The organism is Aeromonas sp. OTU364 (assembly GCF_038440395.1).
In the GTDB taxonomy this organism is placed as follows: domain Bacteria; phylum Pseudomonadota; class Gammaproteobacteria; order Enterobacterales; family Aeromonadaceae; genus Aeromonas.
The window spans coordinates 177,007-200,235 of record NZ_JASATR010000002.1 but is presented as its reverse complement, the minus strand read 5'-3'; the positions used below and the strand labels follow the sequence as shown (position 1 = coordinate 200,235).

The window sequence follows — 23,229 nt, the reverse complement described above, 5'->3', positions numbered from 1 at the left end:
GAACCGGTGTGGAGGCTCAGATGAATTTCCCTGCTGTGTCACATTTGAGCGGGGTATATCCTTGTATATTCTGCATATTCCCTTCACAACGCGCCTGATTGGGCAAACGCCGTGATCCTTCCCCCAGTGACCTTTCAGCATGGAGCATGTCACATGAACATCACCCCTATCGCCATCGCATTGCTGGCGGCCAGTTCGGCCCATGCCGCCAGCCCAGCCAATCCCACCGCCCAGACCATTTATCTCGGTGGCGATATCGTGACCGTCAATGATGCGGCGCCGACGGCGCAGGCGCTGGCCATCAGGGATGGCCGCATTCTGGCGCTGGGCAGCGAGCGCGACATCCTCACGCTGCGAGATGGCGAAACCCGGGTGGTCGACCTGCAGGGCAAGACCCTGATCCCGGGCTTTATCGATGCCCATGGTCACGTGTTCAACACCGGGATCCAGGCGCTCTCCGCCAATCTGCTGGCCCCGCCGGATGGAGCAGTGACCAGCATTGCGACCCTGCAACAATCGCTGCGAAACTGGGTCGCCAAACCGCAAAACAGGGCGCACGGGATCATTCTGGGTTTCGGTTATGACGACTCCCAGCTCAAGGAGGGGCGCCACCCCACCCGTCAGGAGCTCGATGCCGTATCGCAAGAGCTCCCGGTGCTCATCATTCACCAGTCCGGTCACCTCGCGACACTCAACAGCAAGGCACTGGCGCTGGCCGGATTCGGGCCCGACAGCCAGGATCCGGAAGGGGGCAAGATCCGCCGTGAAGCGGACGGCAAGACGCCCAATGGGGTACTGGAGGAGACGGCCTTCTTTGGCACCTTGCTGCCGATGTTCGCCAACTTGAACGACAAAGAGAACGAGGCGATTTTCAAGGCAGGCATGACACTCTATGCCAGCTTCGGTTACACCACGGCCCAGGAGGGACGCGCCTCCACCTCCGCGGTCAAGACCATGTACCAGCTGGCCCAGAAAGCCAGGCTGCCCCTGGATGTCGCGGCCTATCCCGATATCCAGATTGCGCGGGATGTCATCGCCCCTCCCTACTACTCCAGCCACTACCAGAACGGGTTCCGGGTCGCGGGAGCCAAGCTCAACCTCGATGGCTCTCCTCAGGGCAAGACCGCCTGGCTGACCCAGCCCTATTTCGTTCCCCCTGCCGGACAAAAGGCCGATTACAAGGGCTATCCCAGCATGAGTGACGAACAGGCAGCCCACTATATCGAACTGGCCCAGCGCAACGGTTGGCAGCTGCTCACCCACGTCAACGGTGATGCGGCTATCGATCAGCTGATCAAGGGGATTGAGGCCAGCGAGAAGCAACATGGCAAACCGGATCGCGGCTTTGTTGCCATCCATGCCCAGACAGCCCGCAAGGATCAGGTCGCCTCGTTCCAGCGACTCGGCATCTTCCCCTCCTTCTTCCCGATGCATACCTTCTACTGGGGGGATTGGCACAGTGATTCCGTGCTCGGCAAGGAGCGGGCGCAGCATATCTCTCCCACCGGATGGGCCCGTGAACTGGGGATGATCTTCACCTCCCACCACGACTCCCCCGTGGCATTGCCTGATGCCATGCGGGTCTATTATGCGACCGTCAACCGGATCAGCCGTACCGGACGCCCCATCGGGCCGGATCAACGGGTCTCCGCTCTGGATGGACTGAAGGCCCAGACCCTGTGGGCGGCAACCCAATACAAGGAGGAGCACGACAAGGGTTCTCTGGAGGTCGGCAAGCTGGCAGACATGGTGGTGCTCTCGGCCAATCCGCTCAAGGTCAAGCCCGAGACTTTGGCCGATATCCGGATCGAAGAGACGATAAAGGAGGGGGTCTCCATCTACCGACGTGACGGGCAGAGCGCTCAGGAGTCGACCGCCTGCACGGATTCCACTCGCTGCAGCGCTGTCGCTACCACAGCCATGGTGGCCGCAGGCCTATTGCATCATCAGCCACACTAGGCAGGAGCATGGCCTGATGCTCAGATACGCTGGGCCATGGCTTGGCCAAGCCAGAGCAAGAAATGCAAAAAGCCCGGTCGAGTCATCGACCGGGCTTTTTCAAAAGATGGCGGAGAGACAGGGATTCGAACCCTGGGTGGCATTGCTGCCACAATTGATTTCGAGTCAATCCCGTTCGGCCACTCCGGCATCTCTCCGCGGGCCCTCATATTGACCCAACCCGAGCCGGGAAATCAACGTAAATCTCGTTGCAGATCAGACGACTGGCTATTAAACCGTCAGCCTGTGGCGGCCCTCCCCTTGCCAGGCCCAGGCTCGCTTGGCGACATGCGACGCCAAGGTGTCGGACCTGGTCCCAGGGCCTGCCACCCCGGCGTCGATCCCGGCTTATGCCCCTTTCCCCGACAAACCGGGGGCTGCGGGCCGAAAACTCCCCTCGACATGCCGCAATACGGCCCGGGAGAAGCACGGTCTGGCGCTGGTAATCCCCGGTCGATTGGTTGACAATCTCCGCTCATTTTTGGGGAGGGAAGCACTTCCCTCGAGAACTGCCGATAGGAAAAACCATGCGCAATATCCGTATCGTCTCACTGCTGCTGGCCGCTGCCAGCCTCTGGACCACACCGGCCTGGTCGATAACCTATCCGCTTCCACCGGCGGGCAGCCGTCTCATCGGTGAGCTGGAAGATTACATAGTCCAACCTGGCGATCATCTGGAGCTGGTCGGCAAACATACCCAGATTGGCTTTTTGGCGCTGCTCGAGGCAAATCCCGGGGTAGATCCCTATTTACCCACACCCGGCACCCGGCTGACCCTGCCGACCCAGATGCTGCTGCCCGATGTGCCGCGGGAGGGCATCGTCATCAACCTGCCGGAGCTGCGCCTCTATTACTTCCCCAAGGACAAGGCGGAGGTGATGGTGCTGCCCATCGGCATAGGTGACATAGGCCGCGAGACGCCCGAGATGACCACCACAGTCATCGCGAAGAATCCGAACCCGACCTGGGTGCCAGGCCCCATGGTGCGCAAGTCCTGGCTGGAGCAAAAGGGCATAGATCTGCCGGCCGTGGTGCCCCCGGGCCCGGACAATCCCCTCGGCAAGTTCGCCATGCGCCTCGGCTATGGCAACAAGGACTACCTCATTCACGGCACCAACAAGGAGTTCGGGGTCGGTCTGCGGGTCAGCGCGGGCTGTATCCGGCTGCGCCCGGATGACATAGAGACCTTGTTCAGCCTGGTACCTGTCGGTACCCGGGTGCAGGTGATCAACCAGCCGGTCAAGATGGCGGTCGAGCCCGATGGCCGCCGCTGGCTGGAGGTGCACTCCCCCCTCTCCCGCACCGAAGCGGAGATGGCCGAGGGGGCGCCCCTGGTGCTCTCCCCCGAGGTCGAGCAGTTTATCGCGGCCCCCGAGATAGACGGCGCCCGGGTGACGGCCCTGCTCGACCACAAGAACGGACTGCCCCGCCCCATCAGTGGCTAAGATCCTCCCGGAGATCACCATGACGAGATGCGGCCTTCCCCTGCTGGCGCTCCTGTTGACCCTGCTGCCCGGCTCAGCCGCGATGGCGGACATACTGTGGATGCAGAACGGCGATCGCCTGACCGGTACCATAGAAGAGATCACGGACGATCAGATCCGCATCAAGCCATCCTACAGCAAGGCCCTGACCGTCCAGCGCCATGCCATCAAGCGCTGGCGCCTGGACAAGCAGGAGCAGCCAAAGCCGCTGACCAAGACGGGGATCCCCTTGCTGGACGCTCCTGACGAAGTGAATGCCTGGCTCCTGACCGGCACCAGCGATCTGAACATCAAGCTCAAGGAGAACACCAAGAAGACCAACAACGTCAACCTCAAGGTCTCCACCGAGCTGGCCAATCTGGACTGGCGTTACAGCCTGGATGGCGAGTACATCTACGAGACGGCGAACAACATCACCGACAGCCACGAATACAAGCTAAAACCCAAACTCGACTTCTTCTTCGACGATCACTGGTTCCTGAGCTCCTCCATTGACATCGACTACAACCTGATCGAAGCGGGCTACCTGGAAATCGACTATGCCTCTGGCCCCGGCTACCGCTTCTGGAATGACAAGCGGCGCCGCCTGGAGTTCATCACCCAGCTGGGTCTGGAGCGGGCCTATTTCAGGCCGGAGGTGTGGAGCAATTCGGACATTTTTGACGACAGGATAATCAATTACCCCTTCGTCAACCTGGGCTGGGACTACCGGCAACCTCTCACCTTCTGGGAGGAGAAGTTCGAGTTGTTCAGCAAGGGGAGCTATGAAAAGTTCGTCGATCAGCCCTCCCCCTACCTGACCAGAAAACAGTCCGTCAGCGGCAGCCTGGGGCTCAGGTACTACTTCAACGATCACCTGCGTCTCTCCTGGTCGAGCGAGCTGGATTGGGACGATGTCTGGTTCGACTACCACGGCCTGGACATGGATGTGAGCGAGAAGGAGTGGCGTCACATCATCACCCTGGGCGCCAGCTTCTAGCCCCCAGAAACGACACAGGCCCACCGAAGTGGGCCTGTGTATCGCCGTGAGGGACGGGCGTCAGAAATAGATACGAGTGACCGACTCGATGACGCAACCAGGGCGGCGGATCCCCTCGATCTCTATCTTGATCTCCTTGAGCAACTCGATCCCCCCCTTGATGGGAGTGACTCGCGACAGCCTGGTACGGGCACGGATGTTGCTGTCCACCTTGATGGGGTAAGGGAAGCGGACCTGCTCCAGACCGAAGTTCACCACCATGCGGGCGCTCGGGAATTCCGGCGCCGCCTCGTCCACCGAGCCGGTGAGCTGGGGCAGCAGGGCCAGGGTCAGGAAACCGTGGGCAATGGTGGTCTTGAATGGCGACTCGGCCGCCGCACGCTCGGGGTCGGTGTGGATCCACTGATGGTCACCGGTCACGGCCGCGAACTGATCGATCAACCCCTGATTTATCTGCAACCACTCACCCACATGGGTCTCTTCCCCGATCCGGGCCTGCAGCTCGGCATAGAGGGTGGCGGCTTCGCCACTCAGCTCAACCGGGTTATCTTCGATCAGGGTCGGCTGACTGTTGACCGCCTGAACCTGGGATGCGCGCTGCTGCCGCACCAGCGACTGGTCGGCCTGCAGATCCAGCACTCTCCCCAGCAAAGGGTGAAGGTGTGCCTTTTGCTGAAACTCACGCCAGTAGTCACGGATCGCCGGAGAGAGCCAATCCTTGAGCTCAAAGGGGTGTTGCGCCAGGATTTCGCGCTTGTGCTTCAGAAAATCGACAACTTTCATGTACCGATCCCTATTCGATTCAAAGCCTGTAAAGAGGTCTAACCAGTCCCATTTTATGAAAGTTTCACAGGTAAGTACAAAAAAATCTCGGCGTACAACTGTACCGGGGATGAAAGTGGTCACTAACACGCAGGGAAAAACGGGCTGGCTTACAGCGGAAAAACGATTGCAACGAGGGGAACGAGACGGAAAACCTCGAGGCTGGCAAAGGGCGTGGTTCGGGGTGTTTTTGCTCTCAACACCCCCTTTTTCCTCAGCGGCCGGGAGCAGACCACCAGGCGGTTCGGCTCGCCTCGTCCAGGAAGCTCCAGGCCAGGATCCGGCTCACCTTGTTGCCCTGCGCCATGTCGATCACCCTGACATCCTGAGCCCCCACCCGAGCCAGCGCCTTTCGTGCGGCAGGCAGATTCTCCTTTTTTGACACCAGCGAGCTGAACCAGAGACACTGGCCGGCAAACTCCTTGCTCTGCTCTATCATGCCGGCCAGAAACGCCGCCTCGCCGCCCTCGCACCAGAGCTCCGCCTTCTGTCCGCCGAAGTTGAGCACGGGAGCCCCCGTCAGCGCCTTGCCGAGGTTGCGCAGCTTGCGCTCCGTCCCCTTGCTCGCCTCCGCCAGCGAGGCGTGGAACGGCGGGTTGCACAGGGTCAGGGCGAAGCGCTCCTTCGGCCCCAGGACGCCGCGAAAGATCTGCTTGGGGTTGTCCTGATGGCGGCACGCTATCTGGCTGCCCAGGCCATTGCTCGCCGCCAGCAGGGTCGCCGCCTTGACCGACACGGGATCGATGTCCGATCCCACGAAGCGCCAACCATACTCACGGGCCCCCAGCAGGGGATAGATGCAATTTGCCCCGACGCCTATGTCCAGCACCCGCACCCCCTTGCCCCTTGGTACTTCCTCCGCACTCTCGGCCAGCAGATCCGCCACCCGATGCAGGTAATCGACCCGGCCCGGGATGGGAGGACAGAGGTAACCCGGCGGCAGATCCCAGTGCTGGATGCCGTAGTGCAGCGCCAGCAGGGCCCGGTTGAGCGCCTTGACGGCAGCCGGATCGGCGAAATCCAGGGTCCGGGTGCCATGTTCGTTCACGAACACGAAAGGCAGCAGCTCGGGGGTACGTTGACAGAGGGCGTCAAAATCGTAAGGGGTCTGATGACGATTGCGCGGGTGCAATCCGGATTTGTGCTGGGTCTTCATGCTGGGCCTGCCGAGGATCGAGGGGGCCACACTATAGAGAGTCGGCCAGGGAAAGTCTAAACGAGGACCATAAAAAACCGGGCCTCCAGGAGCCCGGTTCAAGTGAGGTTGGAAAAACAGTCCGTACTGCGAGCCGTTTGTCCAGCCTGACTCAGATCTCGATCCGGCGTGCCTGCCAGAACTTGCTGCGCCAATAGGAGTTGTCGAGCTTGGAGCGGGTCACCCCGGCGCGGGTGGAGGCGTGGATGAATTCACCGTTGCCGACATAGATGCCCACATGATTGAGGCGGCGGTTGATCTTGAAGAAGACCAGATCCCCTTCCACCAGATCCTGCTTGGAAACGCGGGTGCCTTCATGAACCTGGGAGCGGGTATCGCGGGGCAATTCGATGCCGACGGCATTGCGGAACACTTCACGGGCGAAGGCGGAGCAATCTATGCCTCGCTGGCTGCTGCCCCCCATGCGGTAAGGGACGCCACGCCACTCTTTGTATACGGTCAGGATTTCGTTGACATCTGGTGTGGGTGAAACTTCGGGTTCAATCACGGGTTCCATCATGGAAACCTCGATCTTGCTCGCGACCTCGGGCTGGGGTGCAGAAGCACAACCCACCATTCCGAGCGCGACCAGCAGTAGCATCAGGTGGCGCAATCCTTTATCCCCGCAAATAGAGTGAAACTTGTTAAAATGCAGCCCGACAGGGCAATTTATAAGGCAACAGCACCCGACTATATCCAAGAATTCTATCGAGGCAAGCGAAAATCCCTATCGACCTCACATTTTTGCAAGGAAATGCACTGTTTTGCATGATTAATGTGATCATGGCCAAACAATATACAATCGCAAAAGTAGCGGTTTTGCCCTGTCAAAACGGATCGTTATCGCTATTTCGACCTCATTTTAAAGTGAAATATTATGCTCTATGCGGATCTCTATTTGTTAAAACCGGCGCTCATCGACGCCGAGCAGTTGATCGGGCTGCAATCAGAGCTCTCGCCGGACGAATATCGCCATTGGCACGAGATCCGCCAGCCTGGCCGCCAGCGCGAGTACCTGCTCGGCCGGATACTGCTGCGCCGCCTGCTGGCCGAGCGGCTTGGCTGTCCGCCCGATGCGCTGGTGTTTCGCACCGGCGAGCACGGCAAGCCCACCCTGATCAGCCATGACTGGCAGTTCAATCTCAGCCACAGCGGGGACTGGTTAGTACTCGCCCTCTGCCAGCAAGGCCCCCTCGGCGTGGACGTGGAGATGGGCTTGCGCCGGCGCCCCGTCCTGCCATTGGCCCGGCGTTTCTATGCCCCTGAGGAATATCAGTGGCTGCTTGCCCTGCCATCCCGGGAGCAGGCCTCGGCCTTCTATCGGCTCTGGTCACGCAAGGAGGCGGTGCTGAAAGCCCAGGGGGCCGGCATTGCCGCGGGGCTCGACAAGGTGCGCTTTGTACCGGAAGAGGGGTGGCGGCTGGACAACCGGCTCGATACCCGGCGCTATCAGGTGCTGGACTGGCATGTTGGCAGCGGCTGGCTGAGCCTCGCCGCCCCGACTCGCCAGATCAATGGCTACCTGCTGGATGAGCGCTTGAAATCCACGTCCCTGGACCCCATGTTGATCCACACCATTTTCCGAGAGTCAGCCTCATGATCGTCGACATCAATCCCCAGAACTTCCACGCCGAACTGATCGATGCGTCCATGAAAAAGCCGGTCGTCATCTATTTCCACGCCCCGCAGATGCCAGAATGCCAGGGCATGACCCCGCTGGTGGAGACCCTGGTCGGCCCGGCCAATCCCGCGGTCACCCTGGCCAAGGTCGACATGAACGATCCCCAGCTGCAACCCCTGGCCAGCCAGCTGGGTCTGCGCGCGCTGCCCGCGCTGGTGCTGTTCCATCAGGGGCGCCCGGACGAGCAGGCCATCCTGGAAGGGCCTCAAGATGAGGCCACCCTGCGCCAGTACTTCGCCGCCTTCGCCGCCAAGGAAGAGGAGCTGCTGCTCGAGAAGGGTCAGCAAGCCCTGGCTGAGGGTCAGGCAGATGTGGCCCATGCCCATCTCACCCAGGCCCACCGACTGGCCCCCGAGCGTCACGACATCAGCCTCTGGCTGGTGCAGGCGGCGCTGGATCTGGCTCTGCTGGATGAGGCGCAGGCCCTGCTCGCGACCATCCCCATGGTGGCGCAGGATGATCACTATCAGACCCTGAGTTCCCGCCTGGCCCTGGCGCTACAAGCCAGCGACAGCCCGGAGCTGCGCGCCCTGGAGCAGCGTCACGCAGAGACACCGGACGACGACGCCCTCACCCAGGAGCTGGCGGTGCAGTACAGTCAGGTTGGCCGTCAGGAAGAAGCCCTGGCGTTGCTGTTCAACATTCTCAAGCGCGACATGGCGTTTGGCGATGCCAAGAAGATCTATCTCGATATTCTGACCACCATGGGAGCACACCCGGCTGCGCAGAGTTATCGCCGCAAGCTCTACAGCCTGCTTTATTGATCGATGAAGATATCAGGGGATGCCGAGCAATCGGCATTGCCTTGTTCAGGCAGGCAGTGCAGTAATAAGAGAAATGACGAATTTCAGGCAAAAAAAAATGGCGCATTGAAATGCGCCATTTTTTCGCATGGATTACTTCTTGTAGGAAGTAGCCATGTTGTCGATGCGCTGGTTAGCACGAGCTGCTTCTTGGTTAGCAGTTGCGATATCAGCAGCCATCTTGGATTGATCAGCACGAACTGCGCTAACATCTTGAGCCAGTTGGTCAACTTTGTTAGACAGATTCTGAACGGAAGTTTCCAGTTCGCTGGTGTTTGCACAACCGCCCAGCAGGGCAGACAGACCAACAACACCTACCAACAACATTTTCTTCATTTTTAAAGCTCCCTTTAACTCGCCAGACGTTTAGCAAGCGGCGTGATTATGGCACAAATAAATACGAGTTTGGATAGGCCCCATCACAGATAAATGCATTAAAACCCTCATTTTTTTTTAAACGCACACTTTTTGTGCAAATTTAAGTCAAAAACGAGTGCCCTGGATGAGGTTCGCACCAAGCGTAACCAAAAAATGCCCTTAATACAATTTCGTATGAAGCTTAAGCTGAACGTTCAGACAGCATTTGACGATATTGCACCAGATCTTCGATGGTCAGCACCGGCATCCGGTGCAGGCGACCGAAGGTCACCAGATCCGGCAACCTGGCCATGGAGCCATCGGCCTTGGTCAGCTCGCACAACACCCCGTAAGGCTTGAGACCGGCCAGCTGCATCAGGTCCACCGTGGCTTCGGTATGACCGCGCCGGGTCAGCACGCCGCCGGTGCGGGCACGCAGCGGGAAGACATGGCCCGGGCGATGCAGATCAGAGGGTTGGGCGCCGTCGGCGATGGCGGCCTGGATGGTGGTGATGCGGTCGGCGGCGGAGACACCCGTGGTGACGCCCTGGGCCGCTTCTATGGTCACGGTGAAGGCGGTCTGATAATGGCTGGAGTTGGCCTCCACCATCATGGGCAGCTCGAGCTGGCGTACCCGCTCGTCGGTCAGGCAGAGGCAGACGATGCCGGAGCATTCGCGGATCATCATGGCCATCTGTTCGTTGGTCATGGACTCGGCGGCGAAGATGAGGTCGCCCTCGTTCTCCCGATCTTCATCATCGGCCACCAGCACCCCTTGACCGGCACGCAATGCGGCCAGCGCGGCTTCGACGCGGGCAATGGGATCACCAAATTCACTGAGTAGAGACTGATTCATGGTAAGACTCCTAAACAAGACAAGGACCAGAATCAGGGCATGGAAAGGCAGACAGAGATAGGTATGCAGCAGCCGGCCCATAGGGAGCCAGGAGTGCAATATCTGTCTTATCCTCTTTCATCCGGACTGTGACCGTCGGCTCCGGCATCTCACCGGATCTGCTGACCCCGACCCCGGTTTCAAACCAGGCTCGGGCGCTCGCGGGCTCCCCGAGTCAGATCGGGATACCGCCGGTGGGGAATTTCACCCCGCCCTGAGAATAAGCGCAGACAGCCTAAAGAAAAAAAACCCAGGATACCAGCCCAAAACCCATCAAAGATGAATAGGATGCAGTGCACCGCCCCCCGCTGGCGACTTGCCACTCAGCTGCACGGCGCGCTGTCCTTTCTGATTTTGTTTATGGCATAGTGCCAGCAAAAACGTGCAGCCCGCGCAGACTCGGGCGCCAACACCACAAACGGAATCATGACAGAGATGGAAAAGAAAATACTGCTGACCGATTGCCCCGACGCCAAGGGACTCATCGCCAAGATCACCAACATCTGCTACAAGCACCAGCTCAACATCAACAAGAACGACGAGTTCGTGGATCACGAGAACGGCCGCTTCTTCATGCGTACCGAGCTGGAGGGTCGCTTCAACGACGAGACCCTGCTGGCGGATCTCGACGACGCCCTGCCGGCGGGCGCCCAGCGCCGTCTGGTCAAGGCGGGCAAGAAGCGCATCGTCATCCTGGTCACCAAGGAGACCCACTGCCTCGGCGACATCCTGATGAAGAACTACGCCGGCGCGCTGGACATGGACATAGTGGCGGTGATCGGCAACTACGACACGCTCGCAGAATTGACGGGCAAGTTCGACATCCCCTTCCATGCCGTGAGCCATGAGGATCTCAGCCGCACCGAGCATGAAGAGCAGGTACGCACCCTCATCGACGGCTACCAGCCGGATTACGTGATCCTGGCCAAGTACATGCGGGTGCTGACCCCGAGCTTCGTGGAGGCCTATCCGCGCAAGCTTATCAACATCCATCACTCCTTCCTGCCCGCCTTCATCGGTGCCCGCCCCTATCGTCAGGCCTTCGATCGCGGGGTCAAGCTGATCGGTGCCACCGCCCACTTCGTCACCGACGATCTGGATGAAGGCCCCATCATAGAGCAGGACGTGATCCACGTGGGCCATACCTTCAGCGCCGACGACATGGCCAAGGCGGGACGGGATGTGGAGAAATCCGTGCTGAGCCGTGCCCTGGAGCTGGTGCTGAACGAGCGGGTCTTCGTCTACGGCAACAAGACGGTGGTGTTCAAGTAACCCAGCCCGTCGTTCGACGCCCAGCAAAAAGGCTCCCGAGGGAGCCTTTTTCGTCTGCCTGCGCTTATTGAGGCAGGGGCAGACCGTTGATGGTGACCACTCCCTTGTCGAGCTTGAGCTCGGCATTGAGGTGCGCCGGCTCCGCCTTCAGATAACCCAGGGCCGTGAACTGGGCCAGCATGGGCGCCAGCTGCGGCACCGCCTTGCCCAGCTGGTCACCGAGACTGGCATTGAGCAGCCCGGACAGGGCCTGCATCCCCTCCTCGCTTCCCATCAGTTGCTCCAGAGTGGTGGGGGCAAGCTTGGCCTCCCCTTGCAGGCTGACGGGCTCGCCGTTGAGCTGGGCGCTGAGATCGGTCAGCTCCAGCGTGGCCCCCCGTTGCAGCATCTTGTCCAGCGCCTGCTGGATAGCCGCCTCGTCCACCCGCTGGCTGCTGGCCTCCTGCAGGGTCTGATAGCCCTCCAGATCCAGCCCCTTGAGCGCCAGATCCAGACTTCCCTGGGTCAGTGCCAGGCTGTCGCTCTCGTTCTCCAGATTGAGGGTCGCCACCTTCATCTGATAACGGCTGGAGAGGGTCTGGGCATCGTCCCCCGCCAGCTGGGTGTTGGTGCTGACCCCCTGCAACGAGAGCTTGACGCTCTCCGGCAGTTGCAAGGAGAGGGCAGACAGCGTCATCTCGCTGTTAGGAGAGAGCCAGATGCCGCTGATCTCGGCCATGTCGGCGCTGCCCTTGAGATCCGCCAGGGCCAGATCCATCTTGCTCTGCGCATCGTGGACCGTCATGCCCAGCCACTGGAAGACCAGGTGGCCATTGCCATCGAGATCCCCGCGATAATCCCCGCTCAGTGGCAGGAAGCTGAACTCGTTGAGCCCCTCCTTGACCTTGAAGTCGCTGGCCCAGAAACGGGAGCTGTTGCTCATGGTCCAGAGGCTGCTGGCCGACTCCAGGCCAAGCTGCCATTGCTGCATGCCGAGGGCGGTGAAGACCGGGGCCAGGGTCCCCGCCGAGGTGTCGAGCAGCATGTTGCTCTTGATATAGAGCGGCAGCAGGCGGCTGTTGACGCGCAGCTGCAGCTCGATGGGGTCACTTCCCGCCATCTGGGGATCGATACTCGCCAGCGTCTCCTGTGTCACCACCACCTTGAGCACCCCATCACGGGTGAACAGGTTCTCGCTGGTGGGCAACCAGGTGATCTCGACGCCGCTCTCCTGCTTGGCCCTCACGATCTGCTCCCCCAGGATGCGATCGAAGGCATTGCCCGTGTACCAGCAGGCGCCCAGCCCACCCACCACCAATGCCGCTCCGGCAGCCATGGCCACTGTCTTTTTCATCTGCTCTCTTACTCCTGATTTTTCTATGGCGGGTGCCTAGGCGCACTCTACGGGGAGTATGGGAACACAAGCAAGCCAGATCCCGGCTCATGGCCCATTCTCGACTGTCACAGCAAGGGGCTGAACAGGTAGAAGATGTTCTCCAGCAATTTTTTGTACCAGGGGCGGGCCCGCCACTGGGTCAGCGACATGGGGGTCGCCTCCAGCATGTAGCCCTGCACCAGCTGATTCATCTCGGCGACAAACACCGGGTTGTCGATGAGCAGGGTGATCTCGAAATTGAGCCAGAGGCTGCGTCTGTCGAGATTGACCGTGCCCACCAGGGCGAAGTCGTCGTCCACCAGCACGCTCTTGGTGTGCAGCAGACCGGCATCATAGCGGTAAATTTCGACCCCGGCCGCCAGCAGATCCTCCATGAAGGAGTTGCTCGCGTGGTTGGCCATCAGGGAGTCGTTGCGCGCCGGCAGCACCAGCTGCACCAGCACGCCCCGCGCCGCCGCCGAGGAGAGCGCCGCCGCCAGGGGATCGTCCGGTACGAAATAGGGGGTGGTCAGCACCAGGTGGTGGCGCGCCTGATAGATGGCCAGCAACAGGCTCTGCTGGATGCAGTCACCGCCGACGAAGGGGCCGGAGGGTATGAGCTGGGCCCGATAGTTGGTTTGCGGCCAGGCCTCGGGTTCGTGCTGCAGGCTGTCGAGCAGCCGCTCGCCGGTCTCCATCTCCCAGTCCCAGACGAAGGTGGACCACATCAGGGGCACCACGGGCCCCTGCACCCTAATCATGATGTCGACCCACTGACCGACACCGGCATCCTGCTTGAAGAAGCGGGGATCCACCATGTTCATGGAGCCGGTGTAACCGACCCTGTCATCTATCACCACCAGCTTGCGGTGCATGCGCAAGTCCTGGCGCTGGAACGGAATGCGCCAGGCCCCCACCGGCAGCACCTCCACCACCTTGACCCCGGCCGCGCGCAACGACTTAGGCCATGGGGAGCGGAAGAAGGTCTTGCTGCCGACGGAATCGAGCAACACGCGACAATCCACGCCGCGCGCCGCCACCTCGACAAGGGCCTCGCACACGGCGTCCACGTCCCCGCCAGGATGCCAGATGTAGAACTCCAGGTAGCAGGACTGGGAGGAGCCGCGGATGTCGCGTACTATCTCCTGAATGATGGTGTCGGGCTTGTGCAGCAGCGTCATCCGGTTGCCCGAGAGCATGGGCATGGCCAGCCGCCCCTGGATCAGATCATGGAGCGGGCGCGCCTTGCTGCCCACCTCGCAGCAGTGCTGGGGAAAGAGGCGGGCGAGCTGGCGGATCCAGATGGCATAAGGGCGATACATGGCCTGGGCGCGTTCGGCCCGCTTGCGGCCGAGCCGTATCTCCCCAAACAGCACATAGAAGCCGACCCCGGCGAAGGGGATGGCATAGATGAGCGCCAGCCAGGCGAGGGAGACGCCGATGGGGCGCCGCTTCATCACCACTCGCAGGGAGATCCCCGCCACTATCACGGTGTGAAACAACAGCAACAGCCAGCCAAGAAAGCGGGAGAACAGCAACTGAATGTCGTATTCCAGACCGTCGAGCAAGACGACTCCTTGGTGTAATGGACAAAGGGCATGGGCAGATCCCGCAGGGCCACAATGGTATGCTGTGGGACAAACCCATTCTATCAGGTCGTTAGCATGATCCTGCAATCTATGCTGCTGAGTCTGGCCATGCTAGGTCAAGGCTCATATGACATCAATGAGCAACAGATAAACCAGTACCTGCAATCCCAGGTGCAAGTCGACAAACAGCTGGAGTTGCCCGGCATCATCAAGGCCCATGTCCAGCTCGAGCAGAGCGATGTCCAGATCGGTCGCCAGAGCCCGGATACCGCCAGGGTCTTTGGCAAGGGGAAACTGAAGATCTCCCTGCCGGACCAGACCCAGTACGACGCGCTGCTGAACATGACCTATGAGGCAAGGCCGCGCTACGACAAGGCCCAGAGCGCGCTCTTCCTCGATAACATGAAGCTGATTGACTACAAGCTGGAGCCGGCGGCGGCGGAGCAGAAGTTCGGTTTCATGCTGAGGATGCTGCTGCAGAGCATGGAGAAGCGGCTGGAGACCCAGCCCGTCTACAAGCTCGACGACAAGGATCCCAACCAGGCCTGGCTCAAGGAGAATCTGCTGGGGCTGGAGCTGTCACCGGGCAAGATCCGCCTGCTGACCAAGCCGAAGGATCAGTTGTAGACAGGGGCCGTCGCCTGACGCACCAGCAGCTCGATCTGGTAACCCTGTTCGCGCTGCTGGTGATAGAGGGTATGAAGCGGTCCGTCGAGTTCATGCAGGGGAAGGTGGGCAAAGCCCGCCTTGAGGTAGAAGGGTTTCTCGAAGGGCAAGGCGTGGCAGATCACGGGTTTGTCCAGCAGATCGTTGCAGGCATGCTGCAGCAACCGGGAGCCCAGCCCCAGTGACTGGTAGTGCGGCAACAGCCGGAAACCGCACAGGTGGTAATAGTCCTGTTCGTCGCGCAGGCGCACGGCCCCCACCAGCCAATGGGCATCCCGTACCACGAAGATCCGCTCGGCCAGATCCGGTACATAGTGGGAAAACGTCGTCTCGTAATAGTCCCTGATCAGGGAAAGATCCGCATCACAGTACTCTTCGAATCTGAGCTCCATCGCCCGCCTGCTTATCATACCCATTTCGCTCTGGCCACCTGGCCCTCTCTTGCCCTATCAACCGGCCCCACGAAGAGATCAGACCAGAGTGGAGCAACAGCAAGATAACACGCCTTTAACTTACAAAAAAGCCAATAGCCAGCTGGGGAGTTGCGCCGCCATCCATGGCCCCTTGCGGGGCTGCGTCATCCACCTCTGGGGCTATTGGCGCCCTCTGCCCGGGCTTTTCTTGCCACTCGTCGCCGGGGCCCTTGTTCTGCCTCGCCCCGGATGCTTTACTCAACGTGGCTAACAAGGCTTAAGGAGCAAGCCGTTGAAAGCATGGATGTTGCTGGGAGCCATTTCGCTGTTCCCCCTCAGTGCCTGGAGTCAGACGCCGCCACCGGCCGAGGTGGTGGTCCTGACATCCGAGTCGATCCCGTCACCCAAGGTGGCAGAGCCCGCACCACCCCCCGCCGCGCGCCAGATCCAGGTCTACAAGTCGGTGCAAAAGAACGGTGTGGTGCGCTATTCCGACATGATGCCGGAGCAGGGCCACTACGAGTTGCTGCTGTTCAACGACTGCTACGCCTGCGATCCCGCCTCCAGGGTCAACTGGCGTACCACCGGCCTCTTCCTCTACGACTATGCCAGCACCATCACGGCGGCGGCCAAGACCTATCAGGTGGAGCCCGCCCTCATCCGGGCGCTGATCCACGCCGAATCCGCCTTCAACCCCCTGGCGGTCTCCCGCAAGGGGGCCATGGGGCTGACCCAGCTGATGCCGGCAACCGCCCGCGAGCTCGGGGTCGGCAATGCCCTGCTGGCGGAGCAGAACATCTTCGGCGGGGTGAAATACCTGGCGGGCCTGCTCAAGCAGTATGACGGCAACGTTGCCCTGGCCACGGCCGCCTACAACGCCGGGGCCGGTGCGGTGCAAAAACACGGTGGCATACCGCCCTATGCCGAAACCCGGGCCTATGTAGCACGGGTCAAGCTGCTGCACCAGCGCTATAAAGAGATGCTGAGCGCCCGGGGCCTGTAGCCCTGTGCAAGAACAAGCACGGCGGCATCCCCTCCCATCCATGGCCGAAACCCGGGCCTAGGTGGCACGGGTCAAGCTGCTGCACCAGCGCTATAAAGAGATGCTGAGCGCCCGGGGCCTGTAAGCCCTGTCCAAGACACAGGCACGGCGGCATCCCCTCCCATTCATGGCCGAAACCCGGGCCTAGGTGGCACGGGTCAAGCTGCTGCACCAGCGCTATAAAGAGATGCTGATCGCACGGGGCCTGTAAGGCCTTCCTCCCCCCCTCTCCTCAGCCAACCAATAGAACCGGGGTCATCCCGGTTTCGCTGCCCTCCAGAAACAAAAAAACACGCCCTCAGGCGTGTCGATACCACACGTAGTTCAGTAACAGCTCACTCTTTGGTGGCGATCACGCGATAGGCCAATGCCCCCAGAATGGCACCGACGATGGGAGCGACCCAGAACAGCCAGAGCTGGCTGACGGCCCAGTCACCGACAAAGAGCGCCACACCCGTGCTGCGAGCCGGGTTCACCGAGGTGTTGGTCACCGGAATGCTGATGAGGTGGATAAGGGTCAGGCACAGACCGATGGCGATGGGGGCAAAACCCGCCGGTGCACGGCTGTCGGTGGCACCCATGATGACGAACAGGAAGAAGCCGGTCATCACCACTTCACACACCAGTGCCGCCAGCAGGCTGTAGCCGCCCGGTGAGTGCTCACCATAACCGTTGGAGGCAAAGCCAGCGCTCACGTCAAACCCGGCCTGGCCGCTGGCGATCACATAGAGCACGCCGCCCGCCGCGATACCGCCAAGGACTTGAGCCACTATGTAAGGCACGACGCCCGATGCAGGGAAACGGCCACCGGCCCACAGACCCAGGGTCACGGCCGGGTTCAGGTGACAACCAGAGATGTGACCTATGGCAAAGGCCATGGTCAGCACGGTCAGACCGAACGCCAGGGCCACACCCAGCAGGCCTATCCCCACATTCGGGAAAGCGGCAGCCAGCACGGCACTGCCACAGCCCCCCAGCACCAGCCAGAAGGTGCCCATAAATTCAGCTGCAAATGGTTTCACTCTCATATCTCCCGATGATGACTAGAACAGGAGCCTGGAAAAGGCTCATACGGACACTGCTATTCAACAGGCGCCATATTATGGGAGTGTGGTGGCATAAGACGAAGTTGGCTTATTTTACGCAGAATGTGTGACGTGTATCACAAGTTGTTGATTCGGCGGGAGCTTCATCTCCCGCGCCGCCCCACTTCTCATCAGAGTCCCCCCTGACCGTGCGACAGGTTGTGACCCAATCAGCGCTTTTGAGAACAGCGCGCCTGGCAACAGGGTGGTGCCAGGCGCTATGGGCGTCCTCCCAGAGCCCGTCAGGGATCAGCGGTAACGGCCACGCACCGAGCCGGTGGCACGCCCCGCCATCTTGATGAGGCTCTGGCGGGTGTGGAAGTGACAGAGCGCCACCCCGAGGGCATCCGCCGCATCCGCCTGGGGGGTGGCAGAGAGCTTGAGCAGATGGGTCACCATGTGCTGCACCTGCTCCTTGGCGGCGCCACCTGTGCCCACTACCGCCTGCTTGATCTGGGTCGCCGAGTATTCGCTCACCGGCAGCAGGGCGTTGACCGCCGCGACGATGGCGCTGCCCCGCGCCTGACCTAGCTTCAGCGCCGAGTCGGCGTTGCGGGCCATAAAGACCCGCTCGATGGCGAACTCGTCCGGCTTGAACTGGGTGATGATCTCGCTCACCCCGTCATACACCTGCTTGAGCCGTGACGGCAGCTCGCCCAGGTCGGTGCGGATGCAGCCCGAGCCCAGGTACTCCGCCTTGCCGGAGACGATGCGGATGACGCCGTAGCCGGTGATCCGCGAACCGGGGTCTATGCCCAGAATAATGCTCATGAAGGGATCACCCTGTCCGCCACGACCGGGCGCTCATCACGGGCCCGTGGCAGGCCAGGCACCATTTGCGAAAAGTTGCTCATCACACTCTGTTGCTCTGCTGCTCTTTCATGGGCGCCAAGATAGCAAACAAGCGCCCCCTTGGCTCGCACGGCGGCGCCCTCCCCTGTCAACCGCACAGGGATCCGTCATCTTGTACAGTACTCTGGTTGTATTTTCGCCCCTGCACTCCATCGGCAGCCCATGGGAAGGGCGAGCCGGGCTCACTCCCCCGCCAGCTCAACCAGTCGCTCCGCCAGCCGGTGGCTGTGCAGATAGCTCTCGATAAGTCCCCCATCGGCCCTGCCCGTTTCAATTTGCTGATACCAGTGGGCCAGCATGGCGACAAAACCCCGGCTCGCCAGCACCGGCTGCCAGTCGTCGGGGGCCAGGGTCTGCACCACCTTGCCCTGGGCCAGGGTACCCCGGGTGCAGTTCTCGATATGCAGGGAGAGGTTGTCGCCATAGGCGTCGATGCGCTCCTCGGTGAGACCGGCGCTACGGTTCATGCTACCGCTCACCGCCGCCTGCCCGCTCTGCCAGGCGACGCTCACCCCGGCCAGCAACTCGGGCTGCTGGGCACTTCGCCGCAGCACCGCGTGCAGATCCCCGCTCGGGGCGCCGCCATAGCAGCAGAGGCTGTCGAGCACATGGATAAAGTCGTCGAACAGGAACTGGCGCGGCAGCCCCGGCAGGGAGTGCCTGTGCTTTTGCCAGTTGAGCTCGGTGAGCGCTTGGCTGCGGGCGGTGGCCATGGCGGGCAGATAGCGGCGGTTGAAGCCCACAAACAGCGGGCAATCCTGCGCCAGGGCGAGGTCGGCAAGCGCCTCCACTTCGGCTGCGTTGTCACAGAGCGGCTTGTCGACAAAGGTGGGAATGCCGGCGCGCAGGCACTGCTCCGCCAGTTTGCCATGCACGGCGGTGGCGGCGTGGATCATCACGGCGTCCGGTCGGCTCCCGAGCAGCGCATCCACCTCGGTAAAGCACTCGGCAATGCGGTACTGGCGGGCCAGCTTGCCGAGCACTTGAGGGCTGCGGGTGCAGAGCAGCGGGGTGACTCGCTCGTCACTGGCAAGCAGCGGCAGATAGGCCTTCTGGGCGATATCACCCAGGCCAATCAGGGCAATGCGCATGGGAACTCCTTGTCATGAGTGCGATGGCACAGGGTAACATCTCACTCGCACCGGGCACATCCAATGCCCTGCACACTGGCCGGTCACCGACCCCGTCAGGTGGGGAGTTTTCTTGCTGCCATCCGCTGGCTAAGATGCCCTCTTACCGCGCTGACCCCATCAAGGAAGACCATGAGCAATTCGCCCCTTCACTCTCTGTTTCGCTACAAGGCCTGGGCCGATGGCGAACTGCTGGATGCCCTCGCCACCCTGGACCCGCAGCGACATCCCGAGGCGCACCACACGGCCCTTCGCATCTTCAACCATATCCATGTGGTCGATGCCATCTTCAAGGGCAATCTGCTGGGGAAGCCCCATGGCTTCAGTGCCACCAATACCCCGGAGACGCCGACCCTGGCTTCGTTGCGAACCGCCATCGGCACGCTGGATGCCTGGTATCTGGATTACGTTGCCAGCTTGAGCCAATCAGATGGCGAGGCCGTGCTCTCGTTCAACTTTGTGGATGGTGACAGGGGACAGATGAGCCGCGAGGAAATGCTGCTGCATCTGGTGACCCACGGCGGCTATCACAGAGGGGCTATCGGGCGCATTTTTGTTCAATGCGGCATCACGCCACCGCGCGATACCCTGACCACCTTCTTGCATCGCAGCGAACCCGAGCGGCGAAGCAGCTAAACGACAAACGAGGGCGACCCATGTCGCCCTCTATTCTGGGGATTTGGCCTGCTCCCTGATATCGAGCCACTTGCCGATTCGGGCCCCGAGCTCGGAGCAGATCATGGCGCTGACCATGGCCCCTATCATCCGGTTCATATCCGAGATCTCTTTGGATTCCAGAAGCAGGGGCACAATCAGGTTAAAGGCTATTAGCCCCATCACCAGCCCGAGCCCGCCACCCACCTTCTCTCTTCGGGATCTTGCTTTGATCGCCATCCGATTGCTCCTGCGCGGGAAGATATGCAGGGGGTACATTCCCCCCCTTGCCTACACACCCGGCAAGATAACAAAGCCTCCCCTGTTTGGGACAGCCATCTTTTAGGGCAGCAATATATTCAGGAGAGAGGCCGTTATGCCTCTCCTACCTTTTCGTCAGTCGCCAAGATAGCAAAGTCCCAGTTACCTAGCCGCTTTTGATTGCGTGCGGTGGTGCGCTTTGATGACAGAGTTCAAAAAACGATGATTTTCTGATGGTTACCTCCGTTTTGTGCTCGCTGGCCCAGCTTCGTTTGGCCTACCATAGCCATCCAGAACCTGTTGAACTGCGATGGGTTACTGCCAGCGCGGGTCATGGGAGCATATTGGAAGCTGTCATCCACGGGCGGTAGCGTGGGATTTGGTGGTGATACGCCTCACACAGAAAAGTGGGTGTCCCAGATTTTCCCTTTACGCCTCACCCCAAAAGGTGGGTGTCCTAGATTTTGATAATAGCCATCCAGAACCTGTTGAACTGCGATGGGTTGCTGCCAGCGCGGGTCAAGGAAGCATATTGGAAGCTGTAATCCACGGGCGGTAGCGTGAGATTTGGTGACATTTCTCATAGCTAAGAAACATGGGAGTCCCAATTCTTCTTTTTAATACTCGCTTGAAAGTGAGCATTTGGCTTACCATAGCGGTTCAGAACCTATTGAGTTGCAATGGTTTATAACCACAACTGGCCAATCGAGCAAATTGGAAGCTGTAATCCACGGGCGGTAGCGTATTTTTTATCAGAAGACCTGTGCGAAATTAAAGCTGCGCGTGTCCAAAATTTAACCGCCATTAAAAATCGTTTGGTATCATTGGAGCCCCAAATTTCTATTTCGTAACAATTATTTACATTCGATTATTCTAGCCAGTTAACTCAAAACTATATTTACTAACGCACTAAGCTGCAAGCAGTCCCGTAGATAAATATCATAGATAAAAAATTTAGTTTGGTACGTTCATGGATAGAAAAAATTTATTCTATAAATAAAAATACCCACACATCATTTTTTATAGAAAATACAAACACACCTGAAAGTCTTATTTGTTGTCAGGAAAAGGCCCTGTTAGCCTTATAATAAAACAGTCAATTTTCTATTACAAGTTAGTCATATATTTGATGCCGTACGTTTAAAATTTAAAAAATAACGTTTTCATTATTTATATAGAGGAGCGTTTTTTGTTTAGTAAATTTGGTTTTAGTGGAAGTTCAAGCTTTTTCAAAAACCTTGGAGATGGCATTGGAAAAGGACTGTTCATTTTGTGTGCAGCTAGCGGGACTATATTACTAACCGTGGGTGGTGCATATGCTGGTAGCTATAGCTTCGATACTAACTGGAATGCTACCTCTAATTTCTGGCCATGCGCTTGGTTGATCTTATATAATCCTAACTCTGCATTGATTGGAGGTGGTTTGTTATTTCTTTTCGGTGCAATTGGTACGTATAAAGATCAAGACCGACAGAATAAAAAGATGAACCAACTCGTTACAGAAAACGAAGAATTGAATAATACAAAGAGTGAATTAAATTCAGCTCAAGAAGAATTGCAAGACAGCAAATCAAGAATAATTTCACTTCATGGAGAACTCGTTCAAACTTGGTTGAAGGGCATGTCAAAAATGCTTCAATTAGATAGTAATTCAAGAATTACTATCTATTATGAACATGATGAGGAATTTTACCTTTTAGAGCGATTCTCTAAGAATCCAACTTATGCGAAAATTCATAGGCAGAAATTCCCTTTAAATCAGGGTGTTATAAGTAAAGCTTGGCAGCATGAACAATTTATTGAAGATAAATGTCCACACTCAAGCACTTATCAGGATTACGTAGATTATCTACGTTCAAGCTATGGCTATGAATCAGAAAAAATTAGCTCTTTAACAATGCACAGCTGCAGATATTATGCCAGGGCAATCATCGATGCAGATATTCATATAGGTGTCATAGTATTTGAAAGTACTGAAATAAATTTTTTTGATAATGACCTGTGCGCTAAAATTGGACAATATTGTAGCGAACATCAAGGCCAGCTTTCTAAGTTTGTGAGGGATAGCCTGTCTTTTGATAAAGAGGTTAATATAAAGAAGAAGGGTAAAGGCATCTCAGTTGAAGATGATATTCTTCAAACAATGGAGGCTGATGTATGAAAAAACTGCAGCAAATCATTGCTTTTTTATGTTGTAAATACCCACATAAATCAGAGATAACTAAAGCTAGATTAACAAAGATGGTTTATTTAGCTGATTGGTTTTCGGCACTACTAGATGGAAAGCAGCTTACTAACATCAAATGGGTATTCAATCATTATGGCCCATATGTCGATGATGTAATTGATGCTGCACATAGTGCTATTGGTTTTAATATTGAACATCAGAATACTACGTTCGGAACATCCAAGTACGTAATATCTTACAATGGAAATATAGAACATATCGACTTGACCACACGAGAAAAAGACATACTAAGCGCTGTAATAAATAAAACGCAATCGATGTATTTTAATGAGTTTGTCGATTATGTGTATTCCACATACCCTGTAAAAACCAAAGAACGATACTCAACTTTTGATTTAGTTTCCTTAGCACAAAAATATAAATCAGAAAGCAAAAAAAATAATAATTGATCGTGTTGATTAGTATGTTATATGTAATTAAAAAGGCGACCATCTGGTCGCCTTTTTAAT

23 protein-coding genes, 1 tRNA gene, 1 pseudogene and 1 riboswitch are annotated in these 23,229 nt (G+C 58.4%); of the genes and pseudogenes, 12 read left to right on the top strand and 13 right to left on the bottom strand.

Annotated features, from left to right (window positions below; all coding sequences use genetic code 11):
- Positions 1 to 153 precede the first annotated feature (153 nt).
- Positions 154 to 1,959, top strand: coding sequence for an amidohydrolase (locus AAHB08_RS03805; RefSeq protein ID WP_342058144.1), 1,806 nt, complete (start codon positions 154 to 156; stop codon positions 1,957 to 1,959).
- A 107-nt stretch (positions 1,960 to 2,066) separates the two neighbouring features.
- Here the strand turns inward: AAHB08_RS03805 and AAHB08_RS03800 are convergent.
- A tRNA-Ser gene (locus AAHB08_RS03800) sits at positions 2,067 to 2,156 on the bottom strand.
- Between the two features lie 369 nt (positions 2,157 to 2,525).
- Between AAHB08_RS03800 and AAHB08_RS03795 the strand changes: the two genes are divergently transcribed.
- A complete protein-coding gene (locus AAHB08_RS03795; RefSeq protein WP_139438264.1) occupies positions 2,526 to 3,443 on the top strand; it encodes a L,D-transpeptidase family protein in 918 nt (305 codons plus the stop codon).
- Positions 3,444 to 3,462: 19 nt separating this feature from the next.
- Positions 3,463 to 4,461, top strand: a complete 999-nt coding sequence (locus AAHB08_RS03790) for a DUF481 domain-containing protein (RefSeq protein ID WP_202046867.1) — start codon at positions 3,463 to 3,465, stop codon at positions 4,459 to 4,461.
- Positions 4,462 to 4,521: 60 nt separating this feature from the next.
- Here AAHB08_RS03790 and AAHB08_RS03785 read toward each other — a convergent pair whose 3' ends face one another.
- The 3 genes from AAHB08_RS03785 to AAHB08_RS03775 form a co-directional block, all read right to left on the bottom strand.
- Positions 4,522 to 5,244 (bottom strand): MaoC family dehydratase, encoded by a 723-nt coding sequence (locus tag AAHB08_RS03785; RefSeq protein WP_202046868.1) that lies wholly within the window; start codon positions 5,242 to 5,244, stop codon positions 4,522 to 4,524.
- Positions 5,245 to 5,497: 253 nt separating this feature from the next.
- Positions 5,498 to 6,439: a 23S rRNA (adenine(1618)-N(6))-methyltransferase RlmF gene (gene rlmF / locus AAHB08_RS03780; RefSeq protein WP_342058143.1), complete on the bottom strand. Its 942-nt coding sequence runs from the start codon at positions 6,437 to 6,439 to the stop codon at positions 5,498 to 5,500.
- Positions 6,440 to 6,590: 151 nt separating this feature from the next.
- Positions 6,591 to 7,079, bottom strand: coding sequence for a C40 family peptidase (locus tag AAHB08_RS03775; RefSeq protein ID WP_162519271.1), 489 nt, complete (start codon positions 7,077 to 7,079; stop codon positions 6,591 to 6,593).
- Positions 7,080 to 7,355: 276 nt separating this feature from the next.
- On the opposite strand from AAHB08_RS03775, the gene AAHB08_RS03770 reads away from it, so the two are divergent.
- Both AAHB08_RS03770 and AAHB08_RS03765 read left to right on the top strand, forming a co-directional pair.
- Positions 7,356 to 8,078 carry a 4'-phosphopantetheinyl transferase family protein gene (locus AAHB08_RS03770; protein WP_342058142.1) on the top strand — a complete coding sequence of 241 codons (723 nt, stop codon included), beginning with the start codon at positions 7,356 to 7,358 and terminating at the stop codon, positions 8,076 to 8,078.
- Positions 8,075 to 8,923 carry a tetratricopeptide repeat protein gene (locus tag AAHB08_RS03765; RefSeq protein ID WP_342058141.1) on the top strand — a complete coding sequence of 283 codons (849 nt, stop codon included), beginning with the start codon at positions 8,075 to 8,077 and terminating at the stop codon, positions 8,921 to 8,923. The genes AAHB08_RS03770 and AAHB08_RS03765 overlap by 4 nt, the downstream gene beginning before the upstream one ends.
- Positions 8,924 to 9,055: 132 nt before the next feature.
- Here the strand turns inward: AAHB08_RS03765 and AAHB08_RS03760 are convergent, their stop codons facing one another.
- Both AAHB08_RS03760 and ribB read right to left on the bottom strand, forming a co-directional pair.
- A complete protein-coding gene (locus tag AAHB08_RS03760; RefSeq protein WP_025327798.1) occupies positions 9,056 to 9,298 on the bottom strand; it encodes an Lpp/OprI family alanine-zipper lipoprotein in 243 nt (80 codons plus the stop codon).
- Between the two features lie 223 nt (positions 9,299 to 9,521).
- Positions 9,522 to 10,175 (bottom strand): 3,4-dihydroxy-2-butanone-4-phosphate synthase, encoded by a 654-nt coding sequence (gene ribB / locus AAHB08_RS03755; RefSeq protein ID WP_319913216.1) that lies wholly within the window; start codon positions 10,173 to 10,175, stop codon positions 9,522 to 9,524.
- A gap of 105 nt (positions 10,176 to 10,280) precedes the next feature.
- A riboswitch (FMN riboswitch) is annotated at positions 10,281 to 10,440 on the bottom strand.
- A 209-nt stretch (positions 10,441 to 10,649) separates the two neighbouring features.
- Between ribB and purU the strand changes: the two genes are divergently transcribed.
- Entirely contained in the window at positions 10,650 to 11,486 is an 837-nt protein-coding gene (gene purU, locus AAHB08_RS03750; protein WP_139438247.1) for a formyltetrahydrofolate deformylase, read from the top strand.
- A 64-nt stretch (positions 11,487 to 11,550) separates the two neighbouring features.
- Here the strand turns inward: purU and AAHB08_RS03745 are convergent, their stop codons facing one another.
- Together AAHB08_RS03745 and cls are read right to left on the bottom strand one after the other, a co-directional pair.
- Positions 11,551 to 12,819 (bottom strand): DUF945 family protein, encoded by a 1,269-nt coding sequence (locus AAHB08_RS03745; protein ID WP_342058140.1) that lies wholly within the window; start codon positions 12,817 to 12,819, stop codon positions 11,551 to 11,553.
- 107 nt (positions 12,820 to 12,926) lie between these two features.
- A complete protein-coding gene (gene cls / locus AAHB08_RS03740; RefSeq protein ID WP_139438243.1) occupies positions 12,927 to 14,408 on the bottom strand; it encodes a cardiolipin synthase in 1,482 nt (493 codons plus the stop codon).
- A gap of 96 nt (positions 14,409 to 14,504) precedes the next feature.
- Between cls and AAHB08_RS03735 the strand changes: the two genes are divergently transcribed.
- A complete protein-coding gene (locus tag AAHB08_RS03735) occupies positions 14,505 to 15,056 on the top strand; it encodes a DUF1439 domain-containing protein (protein ID WP_161507403.1) in 552 nt (183 codons plus the stop codon).
- Here AAHB08_RS03735 and AAHB08_RS03730 read toward each other — a convergent pair.
- Positions 15,047 to 15,487: a GNAT family N-acetyltransferase gene (locus AAHB08_RS03730; RefSeq protein ID WP_263685730.1), complete on the bottom strand. Its 441-nt coding sequence runs from the start codon at positions 15,485 to 15,487 to the stop codon at positions 15,047 to 15,049. The two genes, AAHB08_RS03735 and AAHB08_RS03730, sit on opposite strands and share 10 nt — an antisense overlap.
- 325 nt (positions 15,488 to 15,812) lie before the next feature.
- Between AAHB08_RS03730 and AAHB08_RS03725 the strand changes: the two genes are divergently transcribed.
- Both AAHB08_RS03725 and AAHB08_RS21135 read left to right on the top strand, forming a co-directional pair.
- A complete protein-coding gene (locus tag AAHB08_RS03725) occupies positions 15,813 to 16,511 on the top strand; it encodes a lytic transglycosylase domain-containing protein (protein WP_202047142.1) in 699 nt (232 codons plus the stop codon).
- 31 nt (positions 16,512 to 16,542) lie between these two features.
- Positions 16,543 to 16,635: pseudogene (locus AAHB08_RS21135) on the top strand (lytic transglycosylase domain-containing protein); the annotation flags it as partial.
- A gap of 250 nt (positions 16,636 to 16,885) precedes the next feature.
- On the opposite strand, the gene aqpZ reads toward AAHB08_RS21135, so the two are convergent.
- From aqpZ to AAHB08_RS03710, 3 genes are all read right to left on the bottom strand, one after another.
- Complete coding sequence (gene aqpZ, locus AAHB08_RS03720; protein ID WP_025327805.1) at positions 16,886 to 17,572, bottom strand: aquaporin Z; 687 nt, start codon at positions 17,570 to 17,572, stop codon at positions 16,886 to 16,888.
- Between the two features lie 312 nt (positions 17,573 to 17,884).
- Positions 17,885 to 18,406 (bottom strand): crossover junction endodeoxyribonuclease RuvC, encoded by a 522-nt coding sequence (ruvC, locus tag AAHB08_RS03715; RefSeq protein WP_139438236.1) that lies wholly within the window; start codon positions 18,404 to 18,406, stop codon positions 17,885 to 17,887.
- A gap of 263 nt (positions 18,407 to 18,669) precedes the next feature.
- Complete coding sequence (locus AAHB08_RS03710) at positions 18,670 to 19,578, bottom strand: Gfo/Idh/MocA family protein (RefSeq protein ID WP_342058139.1); 909 nt, start codon at positions 19,576 to 19,578, stop codon at positions 18,670 to 18,672.
- A gap of 171 nt (positions 19,579 to 19,749) precedes the next feature.
- On the opposite strand from AAHB08_RS03710, the gene AAHB08_RS03705 reads away from it, so the two are divergent.
- Positions 19,750 to 20,253: a DinB family protein gene (locus AAHB08_RS03705; protein ID WP_342058138.1), complete on the top strand. Its 504-nt coding sequence runs from the start codon at positions 19,750 to 19,752 to the stop codon at positions 20,251 to 20,253.
- 30 nt (positions 20,254 to 20,283) lie between these two features.
- Here AAHB08_RS03705 and AAHB08_RS03700 read toward each other — a convergent pair whose 3' ends face one another.
- A complete protein-coding gene (locus AAHB08_RS03700; RefSeq protein WP_342058137.1) occupies positions 20,284 to 20,511 on the bottom strand; it encodes a hypothetical protein in 228 nt (75 codons plus the stop codon).
- A 1,210-nt stretch (positions 20,512 to 21,721) separates the two neighbouring features.
- Here AAHB08_RS03700 and AAHB08_RS03695 point away from each other — a divergent pair.
- Both AAHB08_RS03695 and AAHB08_RS03690 read left to right on the top strand, forming a co-directional pair.
- The gene (locus AAHB08_RS03695) at positions 21,722 to 22,693 is read left to right on the top strand and encodes a hypothetical protein (protein WP_342058136.1); all 972 of its coding nucleotides are present in this window, start codon (positions 21,722 to 21,724) and stop codon (positions 22,691 to 22,693) included.
- The gene (locus AAHB08_RS03690) at positions 22,690 to 23,169 is read left to right on the top strand and encodes a Panacea domain-containing protein (protein WP_342058135.1); all 480 of its coding nucleotides are present in this window, start codon (positions 22,690 to 22,692) and stop codon (positions 23,167 to 23,169) included. The genes AAHB08_RS03695 and AAHB08_RS03690 overlap by 4 nt, the downstream gene beginning before the upstream one ends.
- The last annotated feature ends 60 nt before the right edge of the window (positions 23,170 to 23,229 follow it).

Coding starts and splice junctions, on each gene's coding strand:
- AAHB08_RS03805 (WP_342058144.1), top strand. CDS start 154: ATGAACATCACCCCTATCGCCATCGCATTGCTGGCGGCCAGTTCGGCC.
- AAHB08_RS03790 (WP_202046867.1), top strand. CDS start 3,463: ATGACGAGATGCGGCCTTCCCCTGCTGGCGCTCCTGTTGACCCTGCTG.
- AAHB08_RS03705 (WP_342058138.1), top strand. CDS start 19,750: ATGAGCAATTCGCCCCTTCACTCTCTGTTTCGCTACAAGGCCTGGGCC.
- rlmF (WP_342058143.1), bottom strand. CDS start 6,439: ATGAAGACCCAGCACAAATCCGGATTGCACCCGCGCAATCGTCATCAG.
- AAHB08_RS03745 (WP_342058140.1), bottom strand. CDS start 12,819: ATGAAAAAGACAGTGGCCATGGCTGCCGGAGCGGCATTGGTGGTGGGT.
- AAHB08_RS03795 (WP_139438264.1), top strand. CDS start 2,526: ATGCGCAATATCCGTATCGTCTCACTGCTGCTGGCCGCTGCCAGCCTC.
- AAHB08_RS03785 (WP_202046868.1), bottom strand. CDS start 5,244: ATGAAAGTTGTCGATTTTCTGAAGCACAAGCGCGAAATCCTGGCGCAA.
- AAHB08_RS03710 (WP_342058139.1), bottom strand. CDS start 19,578: ATGCGCATTGCCCTGATTGGCCTGGGTGATATCGCCCAGAAGGCCTAT.
- purU (WP_139438247.1), top strand. CDS start 10,650: ATGGAAAAGAAAATACTGCTGACCGATTGCCCCGACGCCAAGGGACTC.
- AAHB08_RS03775 (WP_162519271.1), bottom strand. CDS start 7,079: ATGCTACTGCTGGTCGCGCTCGGAATGGTGGGTTGTGCTTCTGCACCC.
- AAHB08_RS03765 (WP_342058141.1), top strand. CDS start 8,075: ATGATCGTCGACATCAATCCCCAGAACTTCCACGCCGAACTGATCGAT.
- AAHB08_RS03770 (WP_342058142.1), top strand. CDS start 7,356: ATGCTCTATGCGGATCTCTATTTGTTAAAACCGGCGCTCATCGACGCC.
- ruvC (WP_139438236.1), bottom strand. CDS start 18,406: ATGAGCATTATTCTGGGCATAGACCCCGGTTCGCGGATCACCGGCTAC.
- ribB (WP_319913216.1), bottom strand. CDS start 10,175: ATGAATCAGTCTCTACTCAGTGAATTTGGTGATCCCATTGCCCGCGTC.
- AAHB08_RS03690 (WP_342058135.1), top strand. CDS start 22,690: ATGAAAAAACTGCAGCAAATCATTGCTTTTTTATGTTGTAAATACCCA.
- AAHB08_RS03760 (WP_025327798.1), bottom strand. CDS start 9,298: ATGAAGAAAATGTTGTTGGTAGGTGTTGTTGGTCTGTCTGCCCTGCTG.
- AAHB08_RS03735 (WP_161507403.1), top strand. CDS start 14,505: ATGATCCTGCAATCTATGCTGCTGAGTCTGGCCATGCTAGGTCAAGGC.
- AAHB08_RS03700 (WP_342058137.1), bottom strand. CDS start 20,511: ATGGCGATCAAAGCAAGATCCCGAAGAGAGAAGGTGGGTGGCGGGCTC.
- AAHB08_RS03725 (WP_202047142.1), top strand. CDS start 15,813: ATGTTGCTGGGAGCCATTTCGCTGTTCCCCCTCAGTGCCTGGAGTCAG.
- AAHB08_RS03730 (WP_263685730.1), bottom strand. CDS start 15,487: ATGGAGCTCAGATTCGAAGAGTACTGTGATGCGGATCTTTCCCTGATC.